20 protein-coding genes are annotated in these 20,808 nt (G+C 73.0%); 10 read left to right on the top strand and 10 right to left on the bottom strand.

The features are described 5' to 3' along the window. Nucleotides 1–224: 224 nt before the first annotated feature. Nucleotides 225–494, top strand: coding sequence for an SGNH/GDSL hydrolase family protein (locus DY240_RS05345; RefSeq protein WP_119658923.1), 270 nt, complete (start codon nt 225–227; stop codon nt 492–494). Nucleotides 495–865: 371 nt separating this feature from the next. Here DY240_RS05345 and DY240_RS05340 read toward each other — a convergent pair whose 3' ends face one another. Together DY240_RS05340 and DY240_RS05335 are read right to left on the bottom strand one after the other, a co-directional pair. Continuing rightward, entirely contained in the window at nt 866–2,467 is a 1,602-nt protein-coding gene (locus DY240_RS05340; RefSeq protein WP_119658922.1) for a type IV secretory system conjugative DNA transfer family protein, read from the bottom strand. 7 nt (nt 2,468–2,474) lie between these two features. Next, complete coding sequence (locus DY240_RS05335) at nt 2,475–3,617, bottom strand: M48 family metalloprotease (RefSeq protein ID WP_119658921.1); 1,143 nt, start codon at nt 3,615–3,617, stop codon at nt 2,475–2,477. A gap of 308 nt (nt 3,618–3,925) precedes the next feature. Here DY240_RS05335 and DY240_RS05330 point away from each other — a divergent pair, with 308 nt between their 5' ends. Continuing rightward, nucleotides 3,926–5,365 carry an amidase gene (locus tag DY240_RS05330; RefSeq protein ID WP_199700867.1) on the top strand — a complete coding sequence of 480 codons (1,440 nt, stop codon included), beginning with the start codon at nt 3,926–3,928 and terminating at the stop codon, nt 5,363–5,365. Then, nucleotides 5,335–6,207: an LLM class flavin-dependent oxidoreductase gene (locus DY240_RS05325; RefSeq protein ID WP_199700866.1), complete on the top strand. Its 873-nt coding sequence runs from the start codon at nt 5,335–5,337 to the stop codon at nt 6,205–6,207. Before DY240_RS05330 ends, DY240_RS05325 begins: the two co-directional genes overlap by 31 nt. Before the next feature lie 556 nt (nt 6,208–6,763). Here DY240_RS05325 and DY240_RS05320 read toward each other — a convergent pair. Then, nucleotides 6,764–7,570, bottom strand: a complete 807-nt coding sequence (locus DY240_RS05320; protein WP_119658919.1) for an IclR family transcriptional regulator — start codon at nt 7,568–7,570, stop codon at nt 6,764–6,766. Between the two features lie 67 nt (nt 7,571–7,637). Beyond that, nucleotides 7,638–10,190, bottom strand: a complete 2,553-nt coding sequence (gene pepN / locus DY240_RS05315) for an aminopeptidase N (RefSeq protein WP_119658918.1) — start codon at nt 10,188–10,190, stop codon at nt 7,638–7,640. 124 nt (nt 10,191–10,314) lie between these two features. On the opposite strand from pepN, the gene DY240_RS05310 reads away from it, so the two are divergent. Both DY240_RS05310 and DY240_RS05305 read left to right on the top strand, forming a co-directional pair. Next, nucleotides 10,315–10,923 (top strand): mycothiol-dependent nitroreductase Rv2466c family protein, encoded by a 609-nt coding sequence (locus DY240_RS05310; protein WP_119658917.1) that lies wholly within the window; start codon nt 10,315–10,317, stop codon nt 10,921–10,923. A 20-nt stretch (nt 10,924–10,943) separates the two neighbouring features. Beyond that, nucleotides 10,944–11,423, top strand: coding sequence for a ribose-5-phosphate isomerase (locus DY240_RS05305; RefSeq protein ID WP_119658916.1), 480 nt, complete (start codon nt 10,944–10,946; stop codon nt 11,421–11,423). Here the strand turns inward: DY240_RS05305 and DY240_RS05300 are convergent. After that, complete coding sequence (locus DY240_RS05300) at nt 11,420–11,623, bottom strand: hypothetical protein (RefSeq protein ID WP_119658915.1); 204 nt, start codon at nt 11,621–11,623, stop codon at nt 11,420–11,422. The two genes, DY240_RS05305 and DY240_RS05300, sit on opposite strands and share 4 nt — an antisense overlap. A 14-nt stretch (nt 11,624–11,637) precedes the next feature. Between DY240_RS05300 and DY240_RS05295 the strand changes: the two genes are divergently transcribed. Both DY240_RS05295 and DY240_RS05290 read left to right on the top strand, forming a co-directional pair. Then, complete coding sequence (locus DY240_RS05295) at nt 11,638–12,447, top strand: Fpg/Nei family DNA glycosylase (RefSeq protein WP_119658914.1); 810 nt, start codon at nt 11,638–11,640, stop codon at nt 12,445–12,447. A 66-nt stretch (nt 12,448–12,513) separates the two neighbouring features. Beyond that, nucleotides 12,514–13,620 (top strand): PP2C family protein-serine/threonine phosphatase, encoded by a 1,107-nt coding sequence (locus tag DY240_RS05290; RefSeq protein WP_119658913.1) that lies wholly within the window; start codon nt 12,514–12,516, stop codon nt 13,618–13,620. Nucleotides 13,621–14,264: 644 nt separating this feature from the next. Here the strand turns inward: DY240_RS05290 and DY240_RS05285 are convergent. The 3 genes from DY240_RS05285 to DY240_RS05275 form a co-directional block, all read right to left on the bottom strand. Further along, nucleotides 14,265–14,915: a Rid family hydrolase gene (locus DY240_RS05285; RefSeq protein WP_119658912.1), complete on the bottom strand. Its 651-nt coding sequence runs from the start codon at nt 14,913–14,915 to the stop codon at nt 14,265–14,267. Between the two features lie 16 nt (nt 14,916–14,931). Further along, the gene (locus DY240_RS05280) at nt 14,932–16,449 is read right to left on the bottom strand and encodes a flavin monoamine oxidase family protein (RefSeq protein ID WP_119658941.1); all 1,518 of its coding nucleotides are present in this window, start codon (nt 16,447–16,449) and stop codon (nt 14,932–14,934) included. 196 nt (nt 16,450–16,645) lie between these two features. Further along, nucleotides 16,646–17,248 (bottom strand): TetR/AcrR family transcriptional regulator, encoded by a 603-nt coding sequence (locus DY240_RS05275; protein ID WP_119658911.1) that lies wholly within the window; start codon nt 17,246–17,248, stop codon nt 16,646–16,648. Nucleotides 17,249–17,349: 101 nt separating this feature from the next. On the opposite strand from DY240_RS05275, the gene DY240_RS05270 reads away from it, so the two are divergent. The 3 genes from DY240_RS05270 to DY240_RS05260 all read left to right on the top strand — a co-directional run bounded on the left by DY240_RS05270 (nt 17,350) and on the right by DY240_RS05260 (nt 19,524). Further along, complete coding sequence (locus DY240_RS05270) at nt 17,350–17,745, top strand: cupin domain-containing protein (protein ID WP_119658910.1); 396 nt, start codon at nt 17,350–17,352, stop codon at nt 17,743–17,745. Between the two features lie 121 nt (nt 17,746–17,866). After that, a complete protein-coding gene (locus tag DY240_RS05265; RefSeq protein ID WP_119658940.1) occupies nt 17,867–18,220 on the top strand; it encodes a YciI family protein in 354 nt (117 codons plus the stop codon). A gap of 5 nt (nt 18,221–18,225) precedes the next feature. Then, nucleotides 18,226–19,524: an RNA polymerase sigma factor gene (locus DY240_RS05260; protein ID WP_119658909.1), complete on the top strand. Its 1,299-nt coding sequence runs from the start codon at nt 18,226–18,228 to the stop codon at nt 19,522–19,524. Here the strand turns inward: DY240_RS05260 and DY240_RS05255 are convergent, their stop codons facing one another. Beyond that, nucleotides 19,525–20,205 carry a hypothetical protein gene (locus DY240_RS05255; RefSeq protein ID WP_119658908.1) on the bottom strand — a complete coding sequence of 227 codons (681 nt, stop codon included), beginning with the start codon at nt 20,203–20,205 and terminating at the stop codon, nt 19,525–19,527. It lies immediately after the preceding gene. 49 nt (nt 20,206–20,254) lie between these two features. After that, the coding region (locus tag DY240_RS31675) for a hypothetical protein (protein WP_119658907.1) at nt 20,255–20,808 on the bottom strand (554 nt) is incomplete at its 5' end.

Genomic DNA, 20,808 nt, shown 5'->3' with positions numbered 1-20,808 from the left:
GACGGCGCTGCTCGAGGACGTCCGGCTGGCGGACGTGACCGTCCATCCGCACGTCGGCGGCAAGGGCCTGAGAGTGCGGCTGTCGAACGTGTTCGGGGCGGCGCCGGTGGTGCTCGGGCGGGTGAGCGTGGCCGGTGCGGGCGTCTCGTCGCGGGCGGTCCGGTTCGGCGGCGCGTCGTCGGTGACGGTGCCCGCCGGCGGGGTCCGCCGTTGTCGCCGCCACCATGACGCCGTTCGGCGGCGCGGCGGAGTGGACGCCTGGGCGGGAGGCGATCCGGCGGGCGGCCAACGCCCACCTGCGCTCCGCTGCCGCCGCCGACGCCGTCGCCGACTTCGACGCGGCACTGCGTGACCCGGCCGCCCCGTCGCGGCTGCGCCCGGAGTACGACTCCGGCGACCACCTGCACCTCACCGACGCCGGCCGCGCCCGCCTGGCCGAGGCAGCCCTGCCGGTACTGCGCCGCGTGGCCGCCGGCTCACGCCCACGCTCATGATCATCCAAGAAACGAGGTGCTCTGACGCCTCGTTTCTTGGACAGTCCTTGACGACGCCGGCGGCTCGTGCTCGGGAAGCCGCCGGATACTCGCGACAGTGACGTATGCCGGGTCGATCCGGGCTCGGTCCGTCGGTTTCGCGGGTATCCGACGTCTTGGCGGGCGGCAGCGATGGCGCCGTCTTCCGGGGTCGGCGTCGGCGGTCTTCGATGCCGGGAGTCGACTTCGATGTCGGCAACCGTCCTCTGCGTGGCACGAGGACGATTCTCGCCATCGAGGACGGTCGCGGCTATCGAGGTCGCCGGGACGGGCGGCGCGGTTGTCCACGTGCCGAGACTTCACCGCGTTTCGCGAGGCGTCACGAGTGCCCGTCAGGCGCGCAGGTTGATCAGCGTCGGGCCGGTGCGGGTGCCGTCGGAGCGGGAGAGGGCGACGACGCAGTGGCCGGCCGGGATGCGGGTGACGATGTCGGACACCGTCCATCGCGGGCGTTCGACCCGGCGCAGGTTGGTGCCCTTGGTGACGCCCCAGTTGCGGGTCTCGCCGTCGGAGCGGTTCCAGCCGCCGCGGCTGTCGCGGGAACTGCCGGTGGTGCGGGCCAGGCCGGTCGCCTCGCCCTGGCTGTAGCTGATCTCGGACACCCAGTGGTCGCCGAACCAGTCGGAGAACACCTTGGCGTCGACGGGGTCGATGCCGCCGAACACCGCCTTGCAGCCGACCGAGCCGAACACCGTCGCGCGGACCTGGACCGGGAAGTCGCTGATGGTCTGGGCCAGCAGGATGAGCCCGGCGTTGTTGGACCGCAGCTTCTGCACGCCGCGCGCGACGTAGTCGTCGACGAAGCGGCCGGCTTCGTCGATGGCGAGGGCCTTGAAGATGCCGCGGTTGGTGTCGGGCGCCGACGTGACCTGCACGAACTGCGACACCACCAGCCGGGCCAGGATGCGGGTGGCGTCGGGGAACTCGGCCTCGGGCAGCGACACCCGCACGCGCAGCGGCTTGTTGATGTCGTGCATGCGGAAGGTGTTCTCGCGGTCGAACAGCTCCATCAGCCGCGGCCGGGCCAGCAGCTGGAACCGCTCGACCAGCGACGCGGCCGGGTCGGCGTTGCGGGTCAGCTGGTCGCGGCGGCTGTCGAGCAGCGCCTTGGCCTCCTTGCCGTCGGGGCCGCGCAGGTTCGCCTTCACCTGGTCGGTCATGCCCTGCTCGGAGCGCAGCAGCGCCAGCATCTCGCGGATCTTCGGCCACCGCCCGAACGCCAGGTGGAACGGGGCGAGGCACGCGTACAGCGCGTTGCGCGAGCCGTCCATGAAGTAGGCCATGTCGTCGGTGACGTACGGCGGCAGCATGGCGCTGGCCAGCCGGTCGGCCGCGGTGTCGGGGTGGTTGGTGCCGCCGTAGAGGTCGAACCCGGTGGTCGGGTTGAGCGGGTCGATGGTGACGTCGAACCAGCCCTGGTGCGCGAAGTCGTCGCCCTTGGGGTCGACGACCACGACGCTGGCCTGCCCGGCCAGCGCCGACAGCGACAGGTGCTCGACGATGGGCAGCGCGAACCCGCGCGTCTTGCCCGACCCCGGCGGCCCGATGACCAGCAGCGACGTACGCAGGACGTCGTGGTCGATGCCGAAGTCCTGGGTCATGACGGTGTCGGCGTGCGGGTCTTGGACGGTGCGGCCGAGCCGGACCTGCCCCAGCGCGAGGTTGTGCCGGGCCAGCCGCGGCACCGGCAGGTCGTGCAGCGCCGACGGGTGGGCCAGCGCCGCCGGGCCGTAGCGGACGATCTCGTCGGCCAGCTGGGCCAGCGCCGTGGGGTCCTCGGCACGGGTGTGCAGGGCCCCGGTGATGCGGGCGGTGTCGACGTCGGAGAGCCGGCCGTCCTGGACCAGCCGGTCCATCGCCACGGCGGCGTCGGGATGGGCGGCACGCAGGACGTCCCACGGGGTCGCGCCACGGCGGCGTCGTCGGATCGGCATGGTTCTCCTACACGTTCTTCCGCAGGTAGGCGTCGAGCCGCTTGATGCGCGCCGCCAGCGCGGGGTGGGTGCTGAACAGCCGGGCCCGCAGCACGAAGTTGCGGCGGTCGTCGTCCATGCCCTGACGCAGCCAGTCTTCGAACACCTCGATGAGGGCGTGCCCGTAGCCGAGGTTGGCGGCGATGCGGTCGGCGCGGTATTCGCTGCGCCGGGCCAGCCAGGGCAGGATCAGCGGCGTCAGCACGATGAGCGCGACCGCCGGCGGCGCCCACGTCTGGCCCGACTGCACCGCCGTGGCCATGAGCACCGTCACGAAGAACACCACGAACAGGATGAGCGACCAGGTGATGACCTTGGCGATGAACGACGCCAGCGCCGGCATGCGGGCGACCACCGCGAACACCGTCGAGAACAGCGCGACGACCAGCCGCAGCACCAGCCGGAGCACCCGGGTGAGCAGCCGCGCCGGCACGGAGTACCAGTAGGCCAGCAGGTTGCTCCACGGGTGCCCGCCGAGGTGGTGGCCGAGCTCGTGCGCCAGCACGGCGGCCAGGTGGTGGTGCGGCATCGCGTCGAGCGTCTTGCGCGTGACGGTGACGATGTGCCCGGACGCGGCGTAGGCGTTCAGGGCGTCGCTGTCCTCGATGAACAGCTGGTACCTGGCGCCGTCGCGGCCGGCGGCGCGGGTGACCTCGTGCCAGGCGTGCTCGAGCCGGTCGCGCTCGCTGGGCGTGGGCCGGCGGGCGCGCAGGAAGAACCGGGCGACCCCGACCTCGACCGGGCGGTAGAAGATGAGCACGCCGCTGAGCAGCCACAACACCATGCAGAGGATCGGCACGACGGTGGTGTTGCCGACGAGCGCGCCGATGCCGAGCCCCGCCATGCCGACCACCGTCAGGCTGAACAGGAACCACGGCAGCGCCAGCACCAGCGACGCCAGCGTGGAGAGGTCGGCGGTGCGGCGGTGCCGCAGCGGCCGCGGCGTGGTGGTGCTCGACGGCCCCGACCAGCGCTGCCGCAGCCCGGTGGCCGGCGGCGGATCGGGGTCTTCGAAGCCGCCGGGCGGCCCGGTGGGACGGACGTGGGACGCGCCGTCCGGGCGCACGCCGGAGGCGCCGCCGGGGCGCGGGCCTGCCGCTCGGTCGCTCATCGCCGCCTCCGATGAACCTCGTGATCATCGATTACAGCCGCCGTCGTGACAGCTGCGCAAGTGTGAAAGTCACAATAGGCGGCGCCTGTGACACCCGAGGGCGGATCAGCTCCACCGCTCCAGCCGGCGGCGTTCGTGCACAGGCCCAGCCCGTCCAGCGTGAGGTCCGCTCGACCACGCGGTTCCGGTCGCGCGCGACGATCTCGCCGTCGTCGTCGACGAGCACGGCCCCGAACGGACGGTTGCCGGTGGCGCGGCCCGTTCTGTCCTCGCTCCATGGTGATCCACCGGCGCGTAGGGTCGATGACGTGACTCGGACTCAGATCCATGAGCTGACGGGGCTGGAGCTGGCCACGGCGGTGCGCAAGCGCGAGGTGTCGCCGTCGGAGGTGGTGGAGCACACCCTGGAGCGGGCCGACCGGCTCGACCCGTCCATCGGTGCTTTCGTCACTCAGACCCCCGACCTCGCGCGTGAGCAGGCGGCCGAGGCCAAGACGCTGCTGCAGCAGGCCAGGTCCGACGACGAGCTGCCGCCGTTCCTGGGCGTCCCGTGCCCGGTCAAGGACCTCGCGATGGTGGCCGGCGTGCCGTTCCGGTCCGGCAGCGCGGCGCTCGGCGACTTCGTGGCGCCCGCCGACGACGGCGTCGTCACCCTGCTGCGGCGGGCCGGCACGCTGATGATCGGCAAGACGAACACGCCCGAGTTCGGCCTGCCGCCGTACACCGAGCCCGACATCGCGCCGCCGGCCCGCACGCCGTGGGACACCTCCCGGTCGGCCGGCGGGTCCAGCGGCGGGTCCGCGGCGGCGGTCGCGGCGGGCATCGCGCCGGTCGCGCACGGCAGCGACGGCGGCGGCTCGATCCGCATCCCCGCCAGCGCCTGCGGGCTGGTCGGTCTCAAGCCCACCCGCGGCCGCGTCAGCCCGGGCCCGTACCGCCCCGAGGGCGCCGGCCTGGCGATCAACGGCGTGCTCACCCGCGACGTGCGCGACACCGCGGCGCTGCTGGACGTGCTGTCGCACCAGTGGCCGGGCGACCTCTACGTGCTCGCCCCGCCGCAGACCACGTTCCTGGACGCCTGCGAGCGCGAGCCCGGCCGGCTGCGCGTCGGCCTGCTCACCGAGCCGGTCATCGTCGACGGCGCGCCCGTCGACGAGGCGTGCCTGACCGCGGCCGTCCGCACCGCGCGCCTGCTGGAGGAGCTCGGCCACCAGGTCGAGCCCGCGCCGGTCCCGTTCGCGGCCGAGCGCTGGGACTCCTTCGAGTCGATCTGGTCGGTGCTCGCGCTGAGCGCGCCGGTGCCGCCCGAGCACGAGCACCTGCTGCTGCCGCTGACCCGCTGGCTGCGCGAGAAGGGCCGCTCGGTCAGCGGCCTCGAGTACGCCTCGGCGCTCGGACTGATCCAGACGACGACGCACGAGACGGCCGCCACCTGGGCGGCGTACGACGTCGTCCTCAGCCCGACGCTGGCCCAGCTGCCGGCGCCGGTCGGCTCCCAGCGCGACGACGCCGACCCGGCCGGCGACTTCGCCCGGCAGATGGCGTTCACCCCGTGGACCAGTGTCTGGAACCTCACCGGCTGGCCGGCTATCAGCCTGCCGCTCGAGACCGCCGACGTCGACGGCGTGAGCCTGCCGGTGGGCGTCATGCTGGGCGGGCGCCACGGTGCGGAGGAGACGCTGCTGTCGCTGGCCGCCCAGCTCGAACGGGCCCGGCCGTGGCGCGACCGGAGGCCGCCGCTGTGGTGAGCTTCGGCTACTTCCTGGTCCCGAACGCGGCCGACCCGCTGCTCGAGACCGCCCGCTCCGCCGAGGCCCTGGGCCTGGAGTACGTCGGCATCCAGGACCACCCCTACCAGCGCCGGTTCGTCGACACCATCGCGCTGTCCGGCGCGATCCTGGCGGCCACGTCGACGCTGCGGGTGTTCCCCGACGTCGCCTGCCTGCCGCTGCGCCCGCCCGGCGTCCTGGCCAAGACGGCGGCGTCGCTGGACGTGCTGTCCGGCGGACGGTTCGAGCTGGGCCTCGGCGCGGGCGCGTTCTGGGACGCGATCGAGGGCTACGGCGGGCAGCGCCGGACGCCGGGGCAGGCGCTGGCGGCGCTCGGCGAGGCGATCGAGGTGATCCGCCGGCTGTGGAGCGGCGACCGCGGGCTGCGGTTCGAGGGCGAGCACTACCACCTGCGGGGCGTGCACTCCGGTCCGCTACCGGCTCATGACCTCGGCATCTGGGTCGGCGCCTACGGGCCGCGAGCGCTGGCGCTGACCGGCCGTCTGGCCGACGGCTGGGTCCCGTCGGTCAACGCCGACGTGCTGCGGCGGCTGCCGGAGCTCAACGAGCGGGTCGACGGCGGCGCCGTCGCGGCCGGCCGCGACCCCGCCGCCGTCCGGCGGGTGTTCAACGTCGGCGGCACCATCACCGACGGCGTGTCCGAGGGCTACCTGGCCGGTCCGGTGTCGCAGTGGATCGACGAGCTGACGGTCCTGGCGGCCGAGCACCGCGCCGACGTCCTCGTCTTCGGCGGCCCGCCGTCACAGCTGCGCACGTTCGCCGAGCAGGTCGTCCCCGCGGTCCGCGCCGCCCTCCCGTGACTCCCCGCCCCCGTTGATCTTGGAGTTGCTCGGGTATCTACCGGACATTTCGCCCGGCGATTGCCGAACAACTCCAAGATCAACTGTGGGTCGGGCACGGTCGGTCGGCGCGGCCGTGCTGCCGCCGGTGCTGAGAGCCTTCGGTCGGCCGGTGCACTCCGCGCCGGCCACGGCGGCGGATGCGCGGCCCCAGCCCTGGCGCAAGCTCGGGTAATTCGAGTTCGCCGCCGGCATGCGCGGACAGGCGCGCCATGGCCGTGCCCGTTTCGCCCTACTTTGCCGGGCTGTGGACAGCGATGATCATCGGCGATCGCCTACATCACGAGGATTACGTGAGCATCAACATGCCTGCAGGGGTGTTGACGCTGGGGTAATCCTTGTGATGGCTCCCGAATCACGGCGAATCTCACCAAGTGGACGCCCGACGACAGCAAACTCACACGCAAACGCGGCCGACGCCCCTGGAGCCGTCGCCGCTCCTCCTGGCAGGGGACGGGCCAACGCAGCAGGGGGATGTCGACGAGCGTCGACTGACATGTGCTGGTCCGGACGCCCGTCAGCCGGGAAGCGCCGTCACTGTGGCGTGGTAGCCGAGGTTGGACGAGATCTGGTCGGCGTGCTCGATGGCGATCATCGCCAGCTCGTCCTGCCGGGCCGGGAGGTTCATCGCCGACAGCGGCCCGGACACCGACAGCGCGGCGATGATCCGGCCGGACCGGTCGCGGATCGGCGCGGCCACGCAGGCCCGGCCGAAGGCCAGCTCCTCGAGCTCGGTGGCGTAGCCGCGCGAGCGCACCTCCTGCAGTGCCGCCGTCAGCTGGTCGTACGACGTGATGGTGTGCGGGGTGTAGCGGGCGTACTCGGTGCCGATCAGCGTGCGCAGCTCGTCCGGCGGCAGCTCGCTGATCAGTGCCTTGCCCATGGCGGTGGCGTGCAGCGGGCCGCCGCGGCCGATCAGTGTGGACGGCCGGGGTGAGTTGGCGCCCTCGAAGTGGCACAGGTAGAACAGGCTGGCGTCGTGGCGTTCGGCGACGTTGACGCCCAGGCCGAGCGACGCGGCGAGGTTCTGGGCGAGCTGCCGCGACTGCTGGTGCACCGGCGACTGGTTCAGCCCGATGCCGGCCAGCGTGATGACGCGCGGCCCGATGCCGTACAGGCCGCTGCGCCCGTGGTGGGTCAGGTACCCGAGGTTGACCAGCGCGCCGACCAGCCGAGACACCGTCGACTGGCCCAGCCCGGTGGCGGCCACCAGCTCGGAGATGCGCCGCTCGGGGTGCTCCTCGGTGAACGCGGACAGCAGCGAGAGCGCCCGCTCGACGCTCTGGGTGCCGCCGGCGGACTCGCGGGCTGCTACTCGTGGCACGTCCTTGATCCCCCAGCTTGGTCGGAACCGACATCTACATCGTAGATGAAAGCCCGCACCAAACCCGTCACCCCGCCTGCCGGTCGCGGTCCTGGGCGCGCAGCGCGCGGTCGAGGTCGGCGAGGCCCTCGACGACGAGCCGGCGGGCGGCGTCGGGCAGCTCCGCCGTCTCCAGCCAGCCGCGCACCGTCGTGGCGGTGGCGGCGTCGGCGAGCAGCCGCGGGAACAGCCCGATGATGATCGCCTGCGCGCTCTCGTTGGTCCGCTCGGCCCACACCCGCGGCACGGCGTCGAGGTACGGCTGGACGTACGGACGCACCAGCTCGCGCTGCTCGGGGTGGGCGAACCCGCGCACCGTCGCCGTGAGCAGCGCGTTCGGCAGCTGGTCGGACTCGACGGCGGCCTGCCAGGCGGCCGCCTTCGCGGCGTGCGTCGGGACCGCCGCCCGGGCGTAGGCCGCCTGCCGCTGCCCGGTCGCGGTGTTGTCGCGCTCGAGCTCGGCGTCGACGGCGTGCTCGCCCGCCGCGCCCAGCACGACCAGCCGCTGCAGCAGCGTCCACCGCAGGTCGGTGTCGACGACCAGGCCCGGTAGCAGCGACTCGTCGCCGTCGAGCAGCGCCTTGATCTCCGCGACGTGCTCGTCGCTGGCCGCGGCCGCCACCCAGGCGCGGGTGAAGGCGAGCTGGCGGTCGCTGCCGGCCTCGGCCTTCCCGGCCAGCTGGCGCAGCGCCGCCGCCCAGCGCGACGACAGCACGATGCGGTTGGCCGGCCAGGCGTAGAGGTCGATCGCGGCCCGGGCCGAGGCGAGGACGTGCTGCACCACGCCCATCGACGTCTCGCGCTCGATGCCGCCGAGGACGAGCTCGACGAACGAGCTGGCCGACATCTCGGCGTCGCGCAGCATGTCCGTCGCGGCCGTCCAGCACAGCGCTCGCGGCAGGGGATCGAGCGAGCCGATCGAGCGGACCACCGTCGCCAGCGAGCGGTCGTCGAGGCGCACCTTCGCGAACGTGAGGTCGTCGTCGTTGACCAGCAGGAGGTCGGACTGGGTCTCGCCGCGCAGCTCGGCGACCTCGGTGCGCGGGCCGTCGACGTCCAGCTCGACCCGGCGCCGGCGCACCAGCGTGCCGTCGTCGGCGTAGTCGTAGAGCCCGATGGCCGCCCGGTGCGACCGGATGACCGGGTGCTCGGGCGCGGCGGTCTGCTCGATGGCCACCGAGGTGTACCGGCCGGAGTTGTCGACGGTCACCACCGGGCGCAGCGTGTTCACGCCGGCGGTGCGCAGCCACTGCTCGTTCCACGCCGAGAGGTCGCGGCCGCTGGTCCGCTCGAGATGCGCGAACAGGTCGGTGAGCGCGGTGTTGCCCCACGCGTGCTCGGCGAAGTAGGCCCGCACGCCCTCGAGGAACGCGTCGCGGCCCACCCAGGCGACCAGCTGCTTGAGCACGCTGGCGCCCTTGGCGTAGGTGATGCCGTCGAAGTTGACCTCGACGTCCTCGAGGTCACGGATGTCGGCGGAGATCGGGTGCGTGGAAGGCAGCTGGTCCTGACGCAGCGCCCACAGCTTCTCGGTGACGGCGAACGTCGTCCAGCCGTCGGTCCACCGGGTCGCCTCGGCCAGCGACAGCACCGACGCCCACGTCGCGAACGACTCGTTCAGCCACAGGTCGTCCCACCAGCGCATGGTGACGAGGTCGCCGAACCACATGTGCGCCATCTCGTGCAGGATCGTCTCGGCCCGGCGCTCGTAGGCGGCGTCGGTGACCCGGCTGCGGAAGACGTAGTCCTCGTGGTGGGTGACCGCGCCGGCGTTCTCCATGGCGCCGGCGTTGAACTCCGGCACGAACAGCTGGTCGTACTTGGCGAACGGATAGGCCAGCCCGAAGACGTCCTCGAAGAACGCGAAGCCGCGGCTGGTGACGTCGAACAGCTCGGCGGCGTCGAGGTGCTCGGCCAGCGACTTGCGGCAGTACAGCCCGAGCGGGACGGTCTTCTCCTTGCCGACGTACTCCGACCGCTCGACGTGGTACGGACCTGCGACGATGGCCGTCACGTAGGTGGACAGCCGCGGCGTGGGCTCGAACGTCCACCGCTTCTTGCCGTGGCTGGCCCGCCCGGCCTTGCCCGGCGAGTTCGACACGACCTCCCAGCCCGACGGCGCGTCGACGACGAACGTGACCTCGGCCTTGATGTCGGGCTGCTCGAAGCACGCGTAGACGCGGCGGGCGTCGGCCACCTCGAACTGCGAGTAGAGGTACACCTCGTCGTCGACCGGGTCGACGAACCGGTGCAGGCCCTCGCCGGTGTGCATGTAGGCGGCGTCGGCGACCACCTTGACCTCGTTCTCGCCGGCCAGGCCGCTGAGCCGGACGCGGCTGCCGTCGAACACCTCGGCCGGGTCGAGCGCGGTGCCGTTGAGGACGACCTCGTGCACGGCGGGCGCGATGAGGTCGAGCCAGGTCTCGGCGCCCTCGGTGGCCGCGAACGTCGCCGTCGTCGTCGACCCGAAGGTGGTCTCGCCGCGGGTGAGATCGAGTTCGACGGTGTAGCGCACCGACGCGGGGTCGACGACGGCCGCACGCTCGCGTGCCTCGTCGCGGGTCAGGTTCGTGCCAGACATGACCTTGATCCTGGCAGAACATCCGCCGTCGTGCTGGCGGTGGGCGGTGGGAATCGACCGGGCCGCCGCGAGGTTGGCCAGATCGAGACCTCGTTGACGCGTCAAAAGTGATGAAGGGCAGCTTATGAGCGAGACCACCCCTGTCGACTTCTGGTTCGACCCGATCTGCCCGTGGGCATGGATGACGTCCCGGTGGATCATGGAGGTCGAGCGGGTTCGGCCGATCGAGGTGACCTGGCACGTGATGTCGCTGTCGTACCTCAACGCCGAGCGCGACCTCGGTGAGGAGTACAACCGGCTGATGGCGGACAGCTGGGGCCCGGTGCGCGTGGTCACCGCGGCGAAGGAGCTGCATGGCCCCCAGTGGGTGAAGCCGCTCTACGACGCCATGGGCACGCGGTTCCACCCGGGGCGCGAGCGCGATCGCGGCACGGTCATCGCCGCCGCCCTCGACGAGGTCGGCCTGCCGGCGTCGCTGGCCGCGTACGCCGACACCGACGAGTTCGACGCCGCGCTGAAGCAGAGCCACCACGCCGGCATGGACCAGGTCGGCACCGAGGTCGGCACGCCGGTCATCGCGGTCGAGGGATACGCCTTCTTCGGGCCGGTCCTGTCGCCGGCGCCCAAGGGCGACGAGGCCGGCCGGGTCTGGGACGGCGTGCGGGCGCTGGCCTCGTACGACGGCTTCTTCGAGCTCAAGCGGACGCGCACCCGGGAGCCGATGTTCGACTGACGTACGGCAGACTGACGCCCATGCGCGTCCACGTCGGCTCCGACCATGCCGGGTACGAAGTGAAGAACCGCCTCGTCGAGCTGCTCCGCGACGGCGGCCACGAGGTCGTCGACCACGGCCCGTTCGTCTACGACGAGCTCGACGACTATCCGACGTTCTGCCTGCGGGCCGGCGAAGGAGTGGCGGCCGACGACGGCAGCCTCGGCATCGTCATCGGCGGCTCCGGCAACGGCGAGCAGATCGCCGCGAACAAGGTGAAGGGCGTCCGGGCCGCGCTGGCGTGGTCGGAGGAGACCGCGCGGCTGGCCCGCGAGCACAACGACGCCCAGGTGCTGGCCATCGGCGCCCGCATGCACCCGTTCGAGGACGTCGCGGCGTTCGTGCGGGCGTTCCTGGACACGCCGTTCTCCGGCAGCGAGCGGCACGCCCGCCGCATCGCGATGCTCGGCCGGTACGAGACCGACGGCGAGCTTCCTCCGCTGCCGGCGCCGGCCGACTAGCTGCGTCTGGGGGCGTCGCGGTCGGCCTTGGGACCGGTCCGGGGCGGCAGCGGGGTCTTCCCGATCCGCTCCAGCGCGGCCTCGACGTCGCCCGGGCTGGGCCGCGACACGTCGCGGGCCCGCAGCGCCCGCGACACGCCGACCTGGGAGCGCCGGTCGACCTGGTCGAGCTTGCGGATGCCCTTCTCGCGATCGTTCACAGGAAGGACGGTACGTGCCCGAGGGCCACACGATCCACCGGCTGGCCGGTGAGCTGGGCGAGGTGTTCGGCGGCCGGGTGGTCGGCGTGTCCAGCCCGCAGGGGCGGTTCGCCGCCGGCGCCGCCGTCGTCTCCGGGTCCCGGCTGGAGCGGGCCGAGGCGCACGGCAAGCACCTGTTCATCGGGTTCGCCGGCCGGCGCTGGGTCCACGTCCACCTGGGGCTGTACGGAAAGTTCGACGTGGTCGCCGCGCCGGCCCCGGACGGCCCGGTCCGCGGTGAGGTCCGCATGCGGCTGACGGCCCGCGGTGCGCACGCCGATCTGCGCGGCCCGACCCGGTGCGAGGTGGTCGGCGACGACGAGAAGGCTGCCGTCGAAGCGCGGCTCGGCCCCGACCCGCTGCGCGGCGACGACCCCGCTGGGGCGCTGGACCGGATCGGCCGCAGCCGGGCGCCGATCGGCGTCCTGCTCATGGACCAGGCTGTGGTCGCGGGCGTCGGCAACGTGTACCGCGCGGAGTCGCTGTTCCGCGCCGGAGTCGACCCGGCGCGGCCCGGCTCGTCGGTGCCCGCGGAGGTGCTGCGGGAGATCTGGGCCGACCTGGTGTCGTTGATGGCGCGGGGCGTCGAGACCGGCCGCATCGACACCGTCCGGCCCGAGCACGAGCCGGAGGCGATGGGCCGCCCGCCCCGCGTCGACGACCACGGCGGCGAGGTGTACGTGTACCGGCGCGCGGGGCAGCCGTGCCTGGTCTGCGGAACCCCCGTCGCGGCCGGGAGAGCGGCGGCCAGGAACCTGTTCTGGTGCCCGAACTGCCAGCATTGACACGCCATGGCGGGCAATTCTGTGTGATCTTCCTCCCACGCTCTCTTTGCCGCTAGGGTCCTCCGTGTGACGACCCGATCGGCTGGCGTGCTCGGGCTTGCCGGGGCGTTCTTCGGCGGGCGTCCGGCCAGCGCCTTGACGCGGCGGCTCCTCCGCGAGCCCGTGGTCATGGCCGTCCTGCTCGCCGCCACCCTGCTGCTCGGCCTGTCGATGGTGCAGTGGGAGTCGATCGTCCCGGCCATCGCCCTGGTGCTGCCGCTGCTGTTCGGCGGGCTGTTCGTGCCGCCACGGGCGCTGGCCTGGCTGGTCGGCACGGTCGCGTTCTGCCTCATCGCCGGCGGCATCGTCATCGGCGGCGGGCAGACCTTCGTCGCCGTCACCGCCGTCGTCGGCATCACCGCGGTGGTCTCACTCGGTCTGGCGCGGTCGCGGGCCCGGCTGGGGCTGCAGGGCACCATGGGCGAGTCGATGCTCGTCGACCTGCGCGACCGCCTGGCCGCCCAGGGCCGCATGCCGCCGCTGGGGCGCGGCTGGCAGATCGACCTCAAGCACCACGCCGCCGAACGGTCCAGCTTCTCCGGCGACTTCGCCGTCGCGTCCCGCTCCACCGACGGCCGCATGCTCGAGCTCGCGTTGGTCGACGTGTCCGGCAAGGGCCACAACGCCGGGACCCGCGCTCTGCTGCTGTCGGGCGCGTTCGGCGGGCTGCTCGGCTCGCTGCCGCCCGACCAGTTCCTGCCGGCGGCCAACGCCTACCTGCTGCGGCAGCGCTGGCCCGAGGGGTTCGCGACCGCCGTCCACCTCGTCGTCGATCTCACGACCGGCGAGTACGAGGTCCGCTCGGCCGGCCATCCGCCGGCCATCCACTTCCATGCCGGCTCCGGCCGCTGGGCCACCCTCGACACCGAGGGTGGCCTGCTCGGGGTCTACGAGCAGAAGCACTACGAGCCCGTCACCGGGCGCATGCGGCCCGGCGACGCGCTCATGCTCTACACCGACGGACTGGTCGAGGCGCCCAGGCGCGACCTGTCCGACGGCATCGACAAGCTGCAGGGCGAGGCCGAGCGGCTGGTGGCGCACGGCTTCGACGGCGGCGCCCAGAAGCTCATCAACGCCGTCGCCTCCTCCGACGCCGATGACCGCGCTCTGCTGTTGCTCTGGCGCACCCTTTGACGACGGCGTTGGTCGGCGTGTTCGCGTTCCCGTCCCCCTGCTGCCCGATTGTCTTGGCCGCGGGCGCGCGCCTCAAGTCCGCGGCCTCTGCTGTGTGCTCTTCGCTGTGGTTGAGGGCNCTCAAGTCCGCGGCCTCTGCTGTGTGCTCTTCGCTGTGGTTGAGGGCCTTGGACTTGACCCGCGCGCCCGCGGCTAAGAACGGGCAGCTATCAGGGGGACGGGGGAAGAGCGGCGACGGCTCCCGCGGCGTTGGCCCCGTTACGGTGTGGCGTTTGTGTCGTGGAGCGTCCACCTGGTGAGATTTCACCGTGATGCGAGAGCCATCACGAGGATTACCCCAGCATCACCACGGCTGTAGGGGTGTTGATGCTCACGTAATCCTCGTGATGTAGGCGATCGCCGATGATCATCGCCGTCCACAGCTCGACAAACGGCGCGAAACGGGCACGACAACGCCGAGGCGTGCCCACATCCTCCCCGTCCCCCTGATAGCTGCCCGTTCTTGGCCGCGAAGCCGCGGGTCAAGTGCGCCCGTCGTCGCGAAGCGACTCCATGGCGGACTTGAGGCGCGGGTTCGCGGCAAGAGAATGGGGCAGCAGGGGGACGGGGAGCCGGCCCACGTCACGACCCCGGCAATCGCACTTTCAGCGGCCGCGGGAGTAGGCGGCGACCACCTCGATCTCGACCAGCCAGCCGCCGACCGGCAGCGTGTCGACCTCGAGGTTGGTGCGCGACGGCCGGGCGGCGTTGGCGAACGAGACCGGCGCGTACGCCGGGATCACCTCGCCGGTCACGCGGTTCACGTTGGCCATCCACTTGCGGTACGCGCGGTTCCAGCCGTTGTAGTCGGCCCGTTCGGCGCCGGGCGGGGCCTCCAGGTAGATCCGCATGCTGATGACGTCGGCCAGCGAGAGCCCCTGCGACTCCAGGTTCTCCTTGATCCGGGCCATCGCGTTCATGCCCTGCGCCTCGGTGACCGTGACGCCGGCCGGCAGGACGCCGCCGGGGAACTGGGCCGGATCGATGTAGCGCTCCGGCGTCCCGGCCGGCGCGGCGGTGTTCAGGGCCGACGGGCCGATGCCGCTGGAGAAGTACAGCGGCACCTGGTTGCCGACGGCGACGCCGCCGGCGATGAACGGGTCCGGCGCCTGCTCCGGAGCCGCGATGTTGAACCGCACCTCCTGGGGCCGGGGTGCGCCGATGCCGGTGACGGCGACGACGCTGCCGGTGACGGCGAGGGTGCTGAGGCTGGACACGATGGCGACGACGGCCAGCCGGCGGGTGGGCTTGCGCATGGGGGTCTCCCGTGGGTCAGGCCGCCGTGACGGCGACGCGCTCGTGCAGGGCGGTGACGACCTGGCGGGCGGACTCGAACGCGCCGGCCTGCCAGGCGATGAGGTAGCTGAGGTGGTCGCCGGCGAAGTAGGTCCGGCCGTCCGGGCGCAGCAGCTGGTCGTAGGCCGCACCCCGCCCGCCGGGCCAGTTCACCCAGCCGCCGAGGCTGTACGGCTCCTTCGGCCAGGCGATGGAGAACGAGGTCTCCAGCTCGTCGCGGTACTTCGCGCCGTGGATCTTCACGCCCTGCGCGACGGCGCGCGTCTCGCGGTCGGCGACCGGGAGGTCGGTGTAGGAGCCGGAGTAGTAGCCGACGACGACGCCCTTGCGGCCGAGGAACCCCGACGACGGGTACCAGATCCCGGAGATGTCCATGTTCGTCGCGGTGATGCCGCCGAAGATCTTGTCGTCCTCCTCCCACCAGCGGCGGCCGTACTGCAGGCCGATCTTCCCGGTGTTCGCGCCGGTCGGGACGGCGAGCGCGTCCTTCGTCGCCTGGGCGAAGTTCGACGGGATGGTCTTGAGCACCATCGGCGGGATGGTCGCGATGCAGTAGTCGGCGTCGATGGTCCTCGTCCGGCCGCCCTGGCGGTAGCTGACGCGCACGCCGTCGGGCAGGTTCGTGATCTGCGTGACCGGCGCGTTGTAGGTGATGCGCCGCCTGCCGCCGATGGCCGCGGCCAGCGCGGCGGAGATGCGGTCCATGCCGCCGACCGGCTGCCACATCATCATCGCCTGGTCGAACCCGAACTCGAAGGAGAACCGGGTGCCGAACCGGCTCTGCAGGATCGCCGACATCGACGGCGGCGTCCCGACGACGCCGGCGTCGTGCCCGGCGCCGGGGGCGTCGACGTAACCGCGGCGGCTGTTGCCCGCGTACTTGCCGCCGGTCAGCCCGCCCAGGCTGGTCGCCAGCTCGATCAGCCGCTCGGCGTCGTCGGGGCTGAGGACGGTGTCCAGCGCGCCCTGGTCCGCGGCCTGCGCGAGCAGTTCGGAGATGTAGCCGTAGACGTCGGCCTTGGCCTGCCGGTGGGTGACCGGCGTGCTCGCCAGCTCGCCGTAGTCGGTGCTGCCGGTGTTCTCGTGGTAGTAGAGGCTCTCGGCGTTGGCGTTGACCAGCGCCTCGATCGCGACGCCGAGCTCGCGGCAGTAGTCCAGCGTCACGTGGTGGTTCGGGATGCGGGCCGGGCCGGCGTTGAAGTAGAGGCCGTCGTCGAACCGGCAGACCTGGGTCACGCCGTCGGTGTCGGTGAGCTTGTCGCCGCCCCGGATGGTCTTCGCCCGGCCGCCGGGGCGGTCGCGGGCCTCGAGGACGGTGCAGTCGTAGCCGGCCTTGCCCAGCTCGTACGCGGCTGCCAGTCCGGCGGTGCCGGCGCCCAGGATGACGACCTTCGTGCCGCGGGCGCGGGCGGCGTCGGGCAGGTCGGCGGCGCGGGGCGGTGCGAAGTCCGTGGCGGCCTCGGCGGGCGAGGCGAACAGGCCGAGGGCCTCCATGCTGCCGTAGAGCGCCGAGGCGCCGCCGACGGCGCCGACGCGGGTGAGGAAGCTGCGCCTGGTGTGGGCGTGCGGTGTACCGGCGGGGATGGTCACGACTGGCCTCCTTGTCGGTCCGCCCGGGCGGGGATCCCGGGCGCAGAGGCAGTCTTGGGACTGGTGGTTATGTCCGGATTTCGGCGGAGTTAGCGGATGATCACCGCGCGCTCAGCGCGTCCCACGCCGCCATCGTGAGGTCGACGGTGCGCAGCAGGGCCGGCCGGGTGGCGCCCTCGAGCGCCCGGACGGCGAGCCCCTGCACCTGGGCGTCGTAGTACTGCGCCAGGGTGTCGATGTCGTCCGACGGCAGCGGCTCGCCGGCCGCCTCGGCGGTGCGCAGCCGCGCGCGCAGGGCGGCCAGCCGGTCGCGGCGGCTGCGCTCGAGGTAGGCGACGACGGTGGTGTCGGACGGCGGGCAGCTCAGCGTCGCGCGCGTGAGCAGGCAGCCGCGCGGCCCGCCCCGCTTGGTGAACAAGGCGACGTTCTCGCGCAGCAGCGCCTCGACACCGGCGCGGGCCGTGGGCGCCTCGGCCAGCGCCGCGCCCGGCCGTCCTCCGTCGGCGGCCTGGTAGCGGTCGGCCGCCGCGCAGAACAGCGACGCCTTGGAGCCGAACGCGGCGTAGAGGCTGGGGGAGCCGATGCCGAGATGTTCGGTGAGGTCGGCGATCGAGGTGTCCTGGTAGCCGCGGGTCCAGAACAGCCGCATGGCGCGGTCGAGCGCCTCGTCGCGGTCGAACCCGCGCGGCCGGCCGCGTCCCATGGCGCCGTCCCCTTTCTGTGTCGATCGCTACATTAACCGGTTGACGGCGCCGGGCGCCACCCGCTTATTGTGTAGCAACCACTACAGAAAAGGAGCGCCACATGTCCGGCGTGACGAAGGTGACCAGCGACGACGACCTCGAGTGGTTTCGCCGCTTCGACCAGGACCTACTGCTGGCCGACGCGATCGACCAGCGGCACGGCGCCGCGATGACCGTCGGCTTCGCGCGCTACGGCGCGGGGGAGTCCAACCCGTGGACGGTCTCGTACGACGAGGCGCTGATCGTGACGAAGGGGCGCTACAGCGTCGAGAGCGGCGGCGTCGTCACGACGGCGGTGGCCGGCGAGGTCATCTACCTGCGCGCCGGCACCGACGTCGTCTACCGCGCGGAGGAGGAGTGCGAGGTCGTCTACGTCTCCCATCCGCACTGGATGCAGGCCACCGAGCGGTCGCCCTACAAGGAGCGGCTGGCCGAGTTCCGGCCCGTCGCGGGGTGATGGCCGCCGGACGTTCTCGTCGCCGGGCCCCGGGTGTTGTATATGAGGGCACTCGCCGTTCGTCGTCATGGTGAAGGGCGGCACCGGGCCGCTCCGTGACGACCCGCGAAGGGGGATCGAGATGCAGTACCTGCTTCTGATCTACTTGGAGCCGCCCGCCGAGGCGCCCGACCAAGCACAGCTCGACGCCCAGATGGCCGAGTGGTGGGCCTACGACGACGCCATCCGCAAGTCCGGCGTCTACGTCGACGCCAACGCGCTCGAGCCGGCGACGACCGCGACGACGCTGCGGCTGAAGGACGGCGAGCGGGTGGTCACCGACGGGCCGTTCGCGGAGACCCGCGAGGTGCTCGGCGGCTACTACCTGGTCGACGTGCCCGACCTCGACACCGCGCTCGACTGGGCCGCCAAGTGCCCCGGCGCGAAGTACGGGTCCATGGAGATCCGTCCGACGACGGTGTTCGAACGGGACTGACACGAGTGAGCGGGTGGGCGGCCGGCGCCGGCACGGATCCCGCCGAGGCGGTCTTCCGTGAGGAATGGGGCCGGCTGCTCGCCACGCTCGTGCGCTGGGTGGGCGACTTCGACCTGGCCGAGGAGGTGGCGGCCGACGCCATCGCGGCCGCGGTCGAGCGCTGGCCGGTCGACGGCGTGCCGGACCGTCCGGGTGCCTGGCTGCTCACGACGGCCCGCCGGCGGGCGGTCGACATCCTGCGCCGGCGGCAGAGCTACGCCGCCAAGCTGGCGGTGCTCAAGGTCGAGGCCGAACGCGACGAGGTGGCCCGGCTGAGCGCTCCAGCCGCGGCCGAGGCCGGGCCCGACGTCATCGGCGACGACCGGTTGCGGCTGTTCTTCACCTGCTGCCACCCGGCGCTGAGCGCCGAGGCGCGGGTCGCGCTGACGCTGCGATACCTGGCCGGGCTGTCGACGGCGCAGGTGGCGCGGGCGTTCCTGGTGCCCGAGGGGACGATGGCGCAGCGGCTGGTGCGGGCGAAGCAGAAGATCGGAGCGGCCGGCATCCCGTACCGCGTCCCGTCGGCGACGGAGCTGCCCGGCCGACTGCCCGCCGTGCTCAGCGTCGTCTACGTCGTGTTCACCGAGGCCTATGCGGCCAGCAACGGCGCCGCGCTGATCCGTCCCGAGCTGGCCGACGAGGCGATCCGGCTGGCCCGCATCCTGCACCGGCTGCTGCCGGCCGAGGCCGAGGTCACCGGGCTGCTCGCGCTGCTCCTCCTCGTCGACGCCCGCCGCGAGGCCCGCGTCGACGCCGCCGGCGACCTCGTCCTGCTCGAGGACCAGGACCGCTCGCGGTGGGACCAGGGCAAGATCGGCGAGGGCCGGTCGCTGGTGCTGGACGCGCTGCGGCACCGGCCGCCCGGGCCGTACGCGCTGCAGGCCGCCATCGCCGCCGTCCACGACGAGGCACCCACGGCCGACGCCACCGACTGGCGCCAGATCGTCGGCCTGTACGACGTCCTGCGCGCGACCGCCCCGTCGCCGGTCGTCGACCTCAACCGGGCGGTCGCCGTCGCGATGGCCCACGGTCCGGCGGCCGGGCTGGCGCTGCTCGACGACCTCGCGGCCGGCGGAGCGCTGGACCGGTTCCATCCGCTGCACGCCGCTCGCGGCCGCCTGCTGGACCGGCTGGACCGGCCGGCGGAGGCGGTCGCCGCCTACCGGCGCGCGGTCGAGCTGTGCGGCAACGACGCGGAGCGGGCGTTCCTGCTGCGCTGCCTCGCCGCGGCCGAGCACCGCGCCGCCGGTCGCGGCGGCGCCTGATCAGGGGCGATCGGGCACGTCGACCAGCTGCCAGCCTCCGCCGTCGCCGTTTTCGCGACGCCGGCGCAGCCAGCGGTCGCCGAACACGCCCGCCATGATCCCGCCGGCCACCGCGGGCAGCGCCCAGGTCGCAGCGTCGATCCCGCCGTCGTCCGATGGCGGCGCCGCCGCGGCCTGCGCGTCGTCGCCGGTGACCGTCGCGTCGTCCGGCTGCTCCGCGGCCGGCCGCAGCCCGGTCCGTCCGGTCAGCCCCAGCTCGACCAGGATCTCCGCCAGCGCCTCAGGGTCGCCCGGTCGGTGCCAGACACCCGCGTCGTCGAAGGCGATGGGGCCGGCGCCCATCGACTGGGTCGTGTGCAGCCAGTCCGGCAGCCCGTCGCCGTCGAAGGAGATGCGGTCGACCCGCCACGGCTGCACGTCGTGGACCATCCAGGTGACGACGATCTGGTCGCCGCCGATGTGCGGCGGCGCGGCGCCGCGGCTCGGCGCGGCCACCGGCTCGACGCCGAGCTGCGTCATCAGCGTCGTGTAGGTGCCGTTCGTCGCGTACAGGGACGCGGTCCGGCCGGTGGACGGCGACACCAGCAGCACGCTGGTGGGTCCGCCGGCCGACACGGGCGGCGCGGCGAACAGGAGGGCGCCGAGGGTGAGCACGACGGCGGCCGCGCGGGCGATGCGCATGGGAGCTCCAGCTGGTCGGTGGTCGTTGCCACGACTACACCGGCCGGGCTCAGCCGGTTCCCAGCGCCGACTCCGCGATCTCGACGGCACGGTCGCGGCCGGCGCCCTCGAGCCGGAACGTGACGCCGTCGTCGACCCACACCAGCGTCGGGCCGGCGACCCGCGCCGACTCCGTCCGCTCGGTGCCGTCGGGCGCGAGCAGCACGAGGTCGTGCGGCGTCGCGAACCACCAGGCGTCGCGGCCCTCGACGGTGAGCGTGACCGCCGTCGCGCCGGGCACCGCCGTCTTCAGGTACACCGGCGACAGCGGGTCGGCCGCCTGGTCCAGCCGGATCGTCCCGGTGCCGGAGCCCCAGGTCAGCGACAGCACCCGGTGGTCGGCCGACGCCTCGACGCCGTCCGGCGCGCCGAGCACCGCCGGCACGACCGGGGTGAGCCCGGTCAGCTCCGCGGCCGCGTCGAGCGAGAGCCCCGTCCGCGCCTCCGGGGGAGCCGACGCCGACGGCTGCGACGGCCCGGGCCGGACGGCGACCGCGCCGATGCCGAGCCACTCGCCGACGGCGGCCCGCACCGGCGGCGTCAGGCCGAGCGCCACCACGACCG

This window comes from Jiangella rhizosphaerae, assembly GCF_003579925.1.
GTDB lineage: Bacteria > Actinomycetota > Actinomycetes > Jiangellales > Jiangellaceae > Jiangella > Jiangella rhizosphaerae.
This window is presented reverse-complemented; position numbering and strand designations above follow the sequence as displayed.

Excerpts from the sequence above, each read along its gene's own strand:
- DY240_RS05265 (WP_119658940.1), top strand. The coding sequence starts at position 17,867 with ATGCAGTACCTGCTTCTGATCTACTTGGAGCCGCCCGCCGAGGCGCCC.
- DY240_RS05275 (WP_119658911.1), bottom strand. The coding sequence starts at position 17,248 with ATGGGACGCGGCCGGCCGCGCGGGTTCGACCGCGACGAGGCGCTCGAC.
- DY240_RS05255 (WP_119658908.1), bottom strand. The coding sequence starts at position 20,205 with ATGCGCATCGCCCGCGCGGCCGCCGTCGTGCTCACCCTCGGCGCCCTC.
- DY240_RS05305 (WP_119658916.1), top strand. The coding sequence starts at position 10,944 with ATGCGCGTCCACGTCGGCTCCGACCATGCCGGGTACGAAGTGAAGAAC.
- DY240_RS05345 (WP_119658923.1), top strand. The coding sequence starts at position 225 with ATGACGCCGTTCGGCGGCGCGGCGGAGTGGACGCCTGGGCGGGAGGCG.
- DY240_RS05340 (WP_119658922.1), bottom strand. The coding sequence starts at position 2,467 with ATGCCGATCCGACGACGCCGCCGTGGCGCGACCCCGTGGGACGTCCTG.
- pepN (WP_119658918.1), bottom strand. The coding sequence starts at position 10,190 with ATGTCTGGCACGAACCTGACCCGCGACGAGGCACGCGAGCGTGCGGCC.
- DY240_RS05285 (WP_119658912.1), bottom strand. The coding sequence starts at position 14,915 with ATGCGCAAGCCCACCCGCCGGCTGGCCGTCGTCGCCATCGTGTCCAGC.
- DY240_RS05310 (WP_119658917.1), top strand. The coding sequence starts at position 10,315 with ATGAGCGAGACCACCCCTGTCGACTTCTGGTTCGACCCGATCTGCCCG.
- DY240_RS05270 (WP_119658910.1), top strand. The coding sequence starts at position 17,350 with ATGTCCGGCGTGACGAAGGTGACCAGCGACGACGACCTCGAGTGGTTT.
- DY240_RS05280 (WP_119658941.1), bottom strand. The coding sequence starts at position 16,449 with ATGGAGGCCCTCGGCCTGTTCGCCTCGCCCGCCGAGGCCGCCACGGAC.
- DY240_RS05335 (WP_119658921.1), bottom strand. The coding sequence starts at position 3,617 with ATGAGCGACCGAGCGGCAGGCCCGCGCCCCGGCGGCGCCTCCGGCGTG.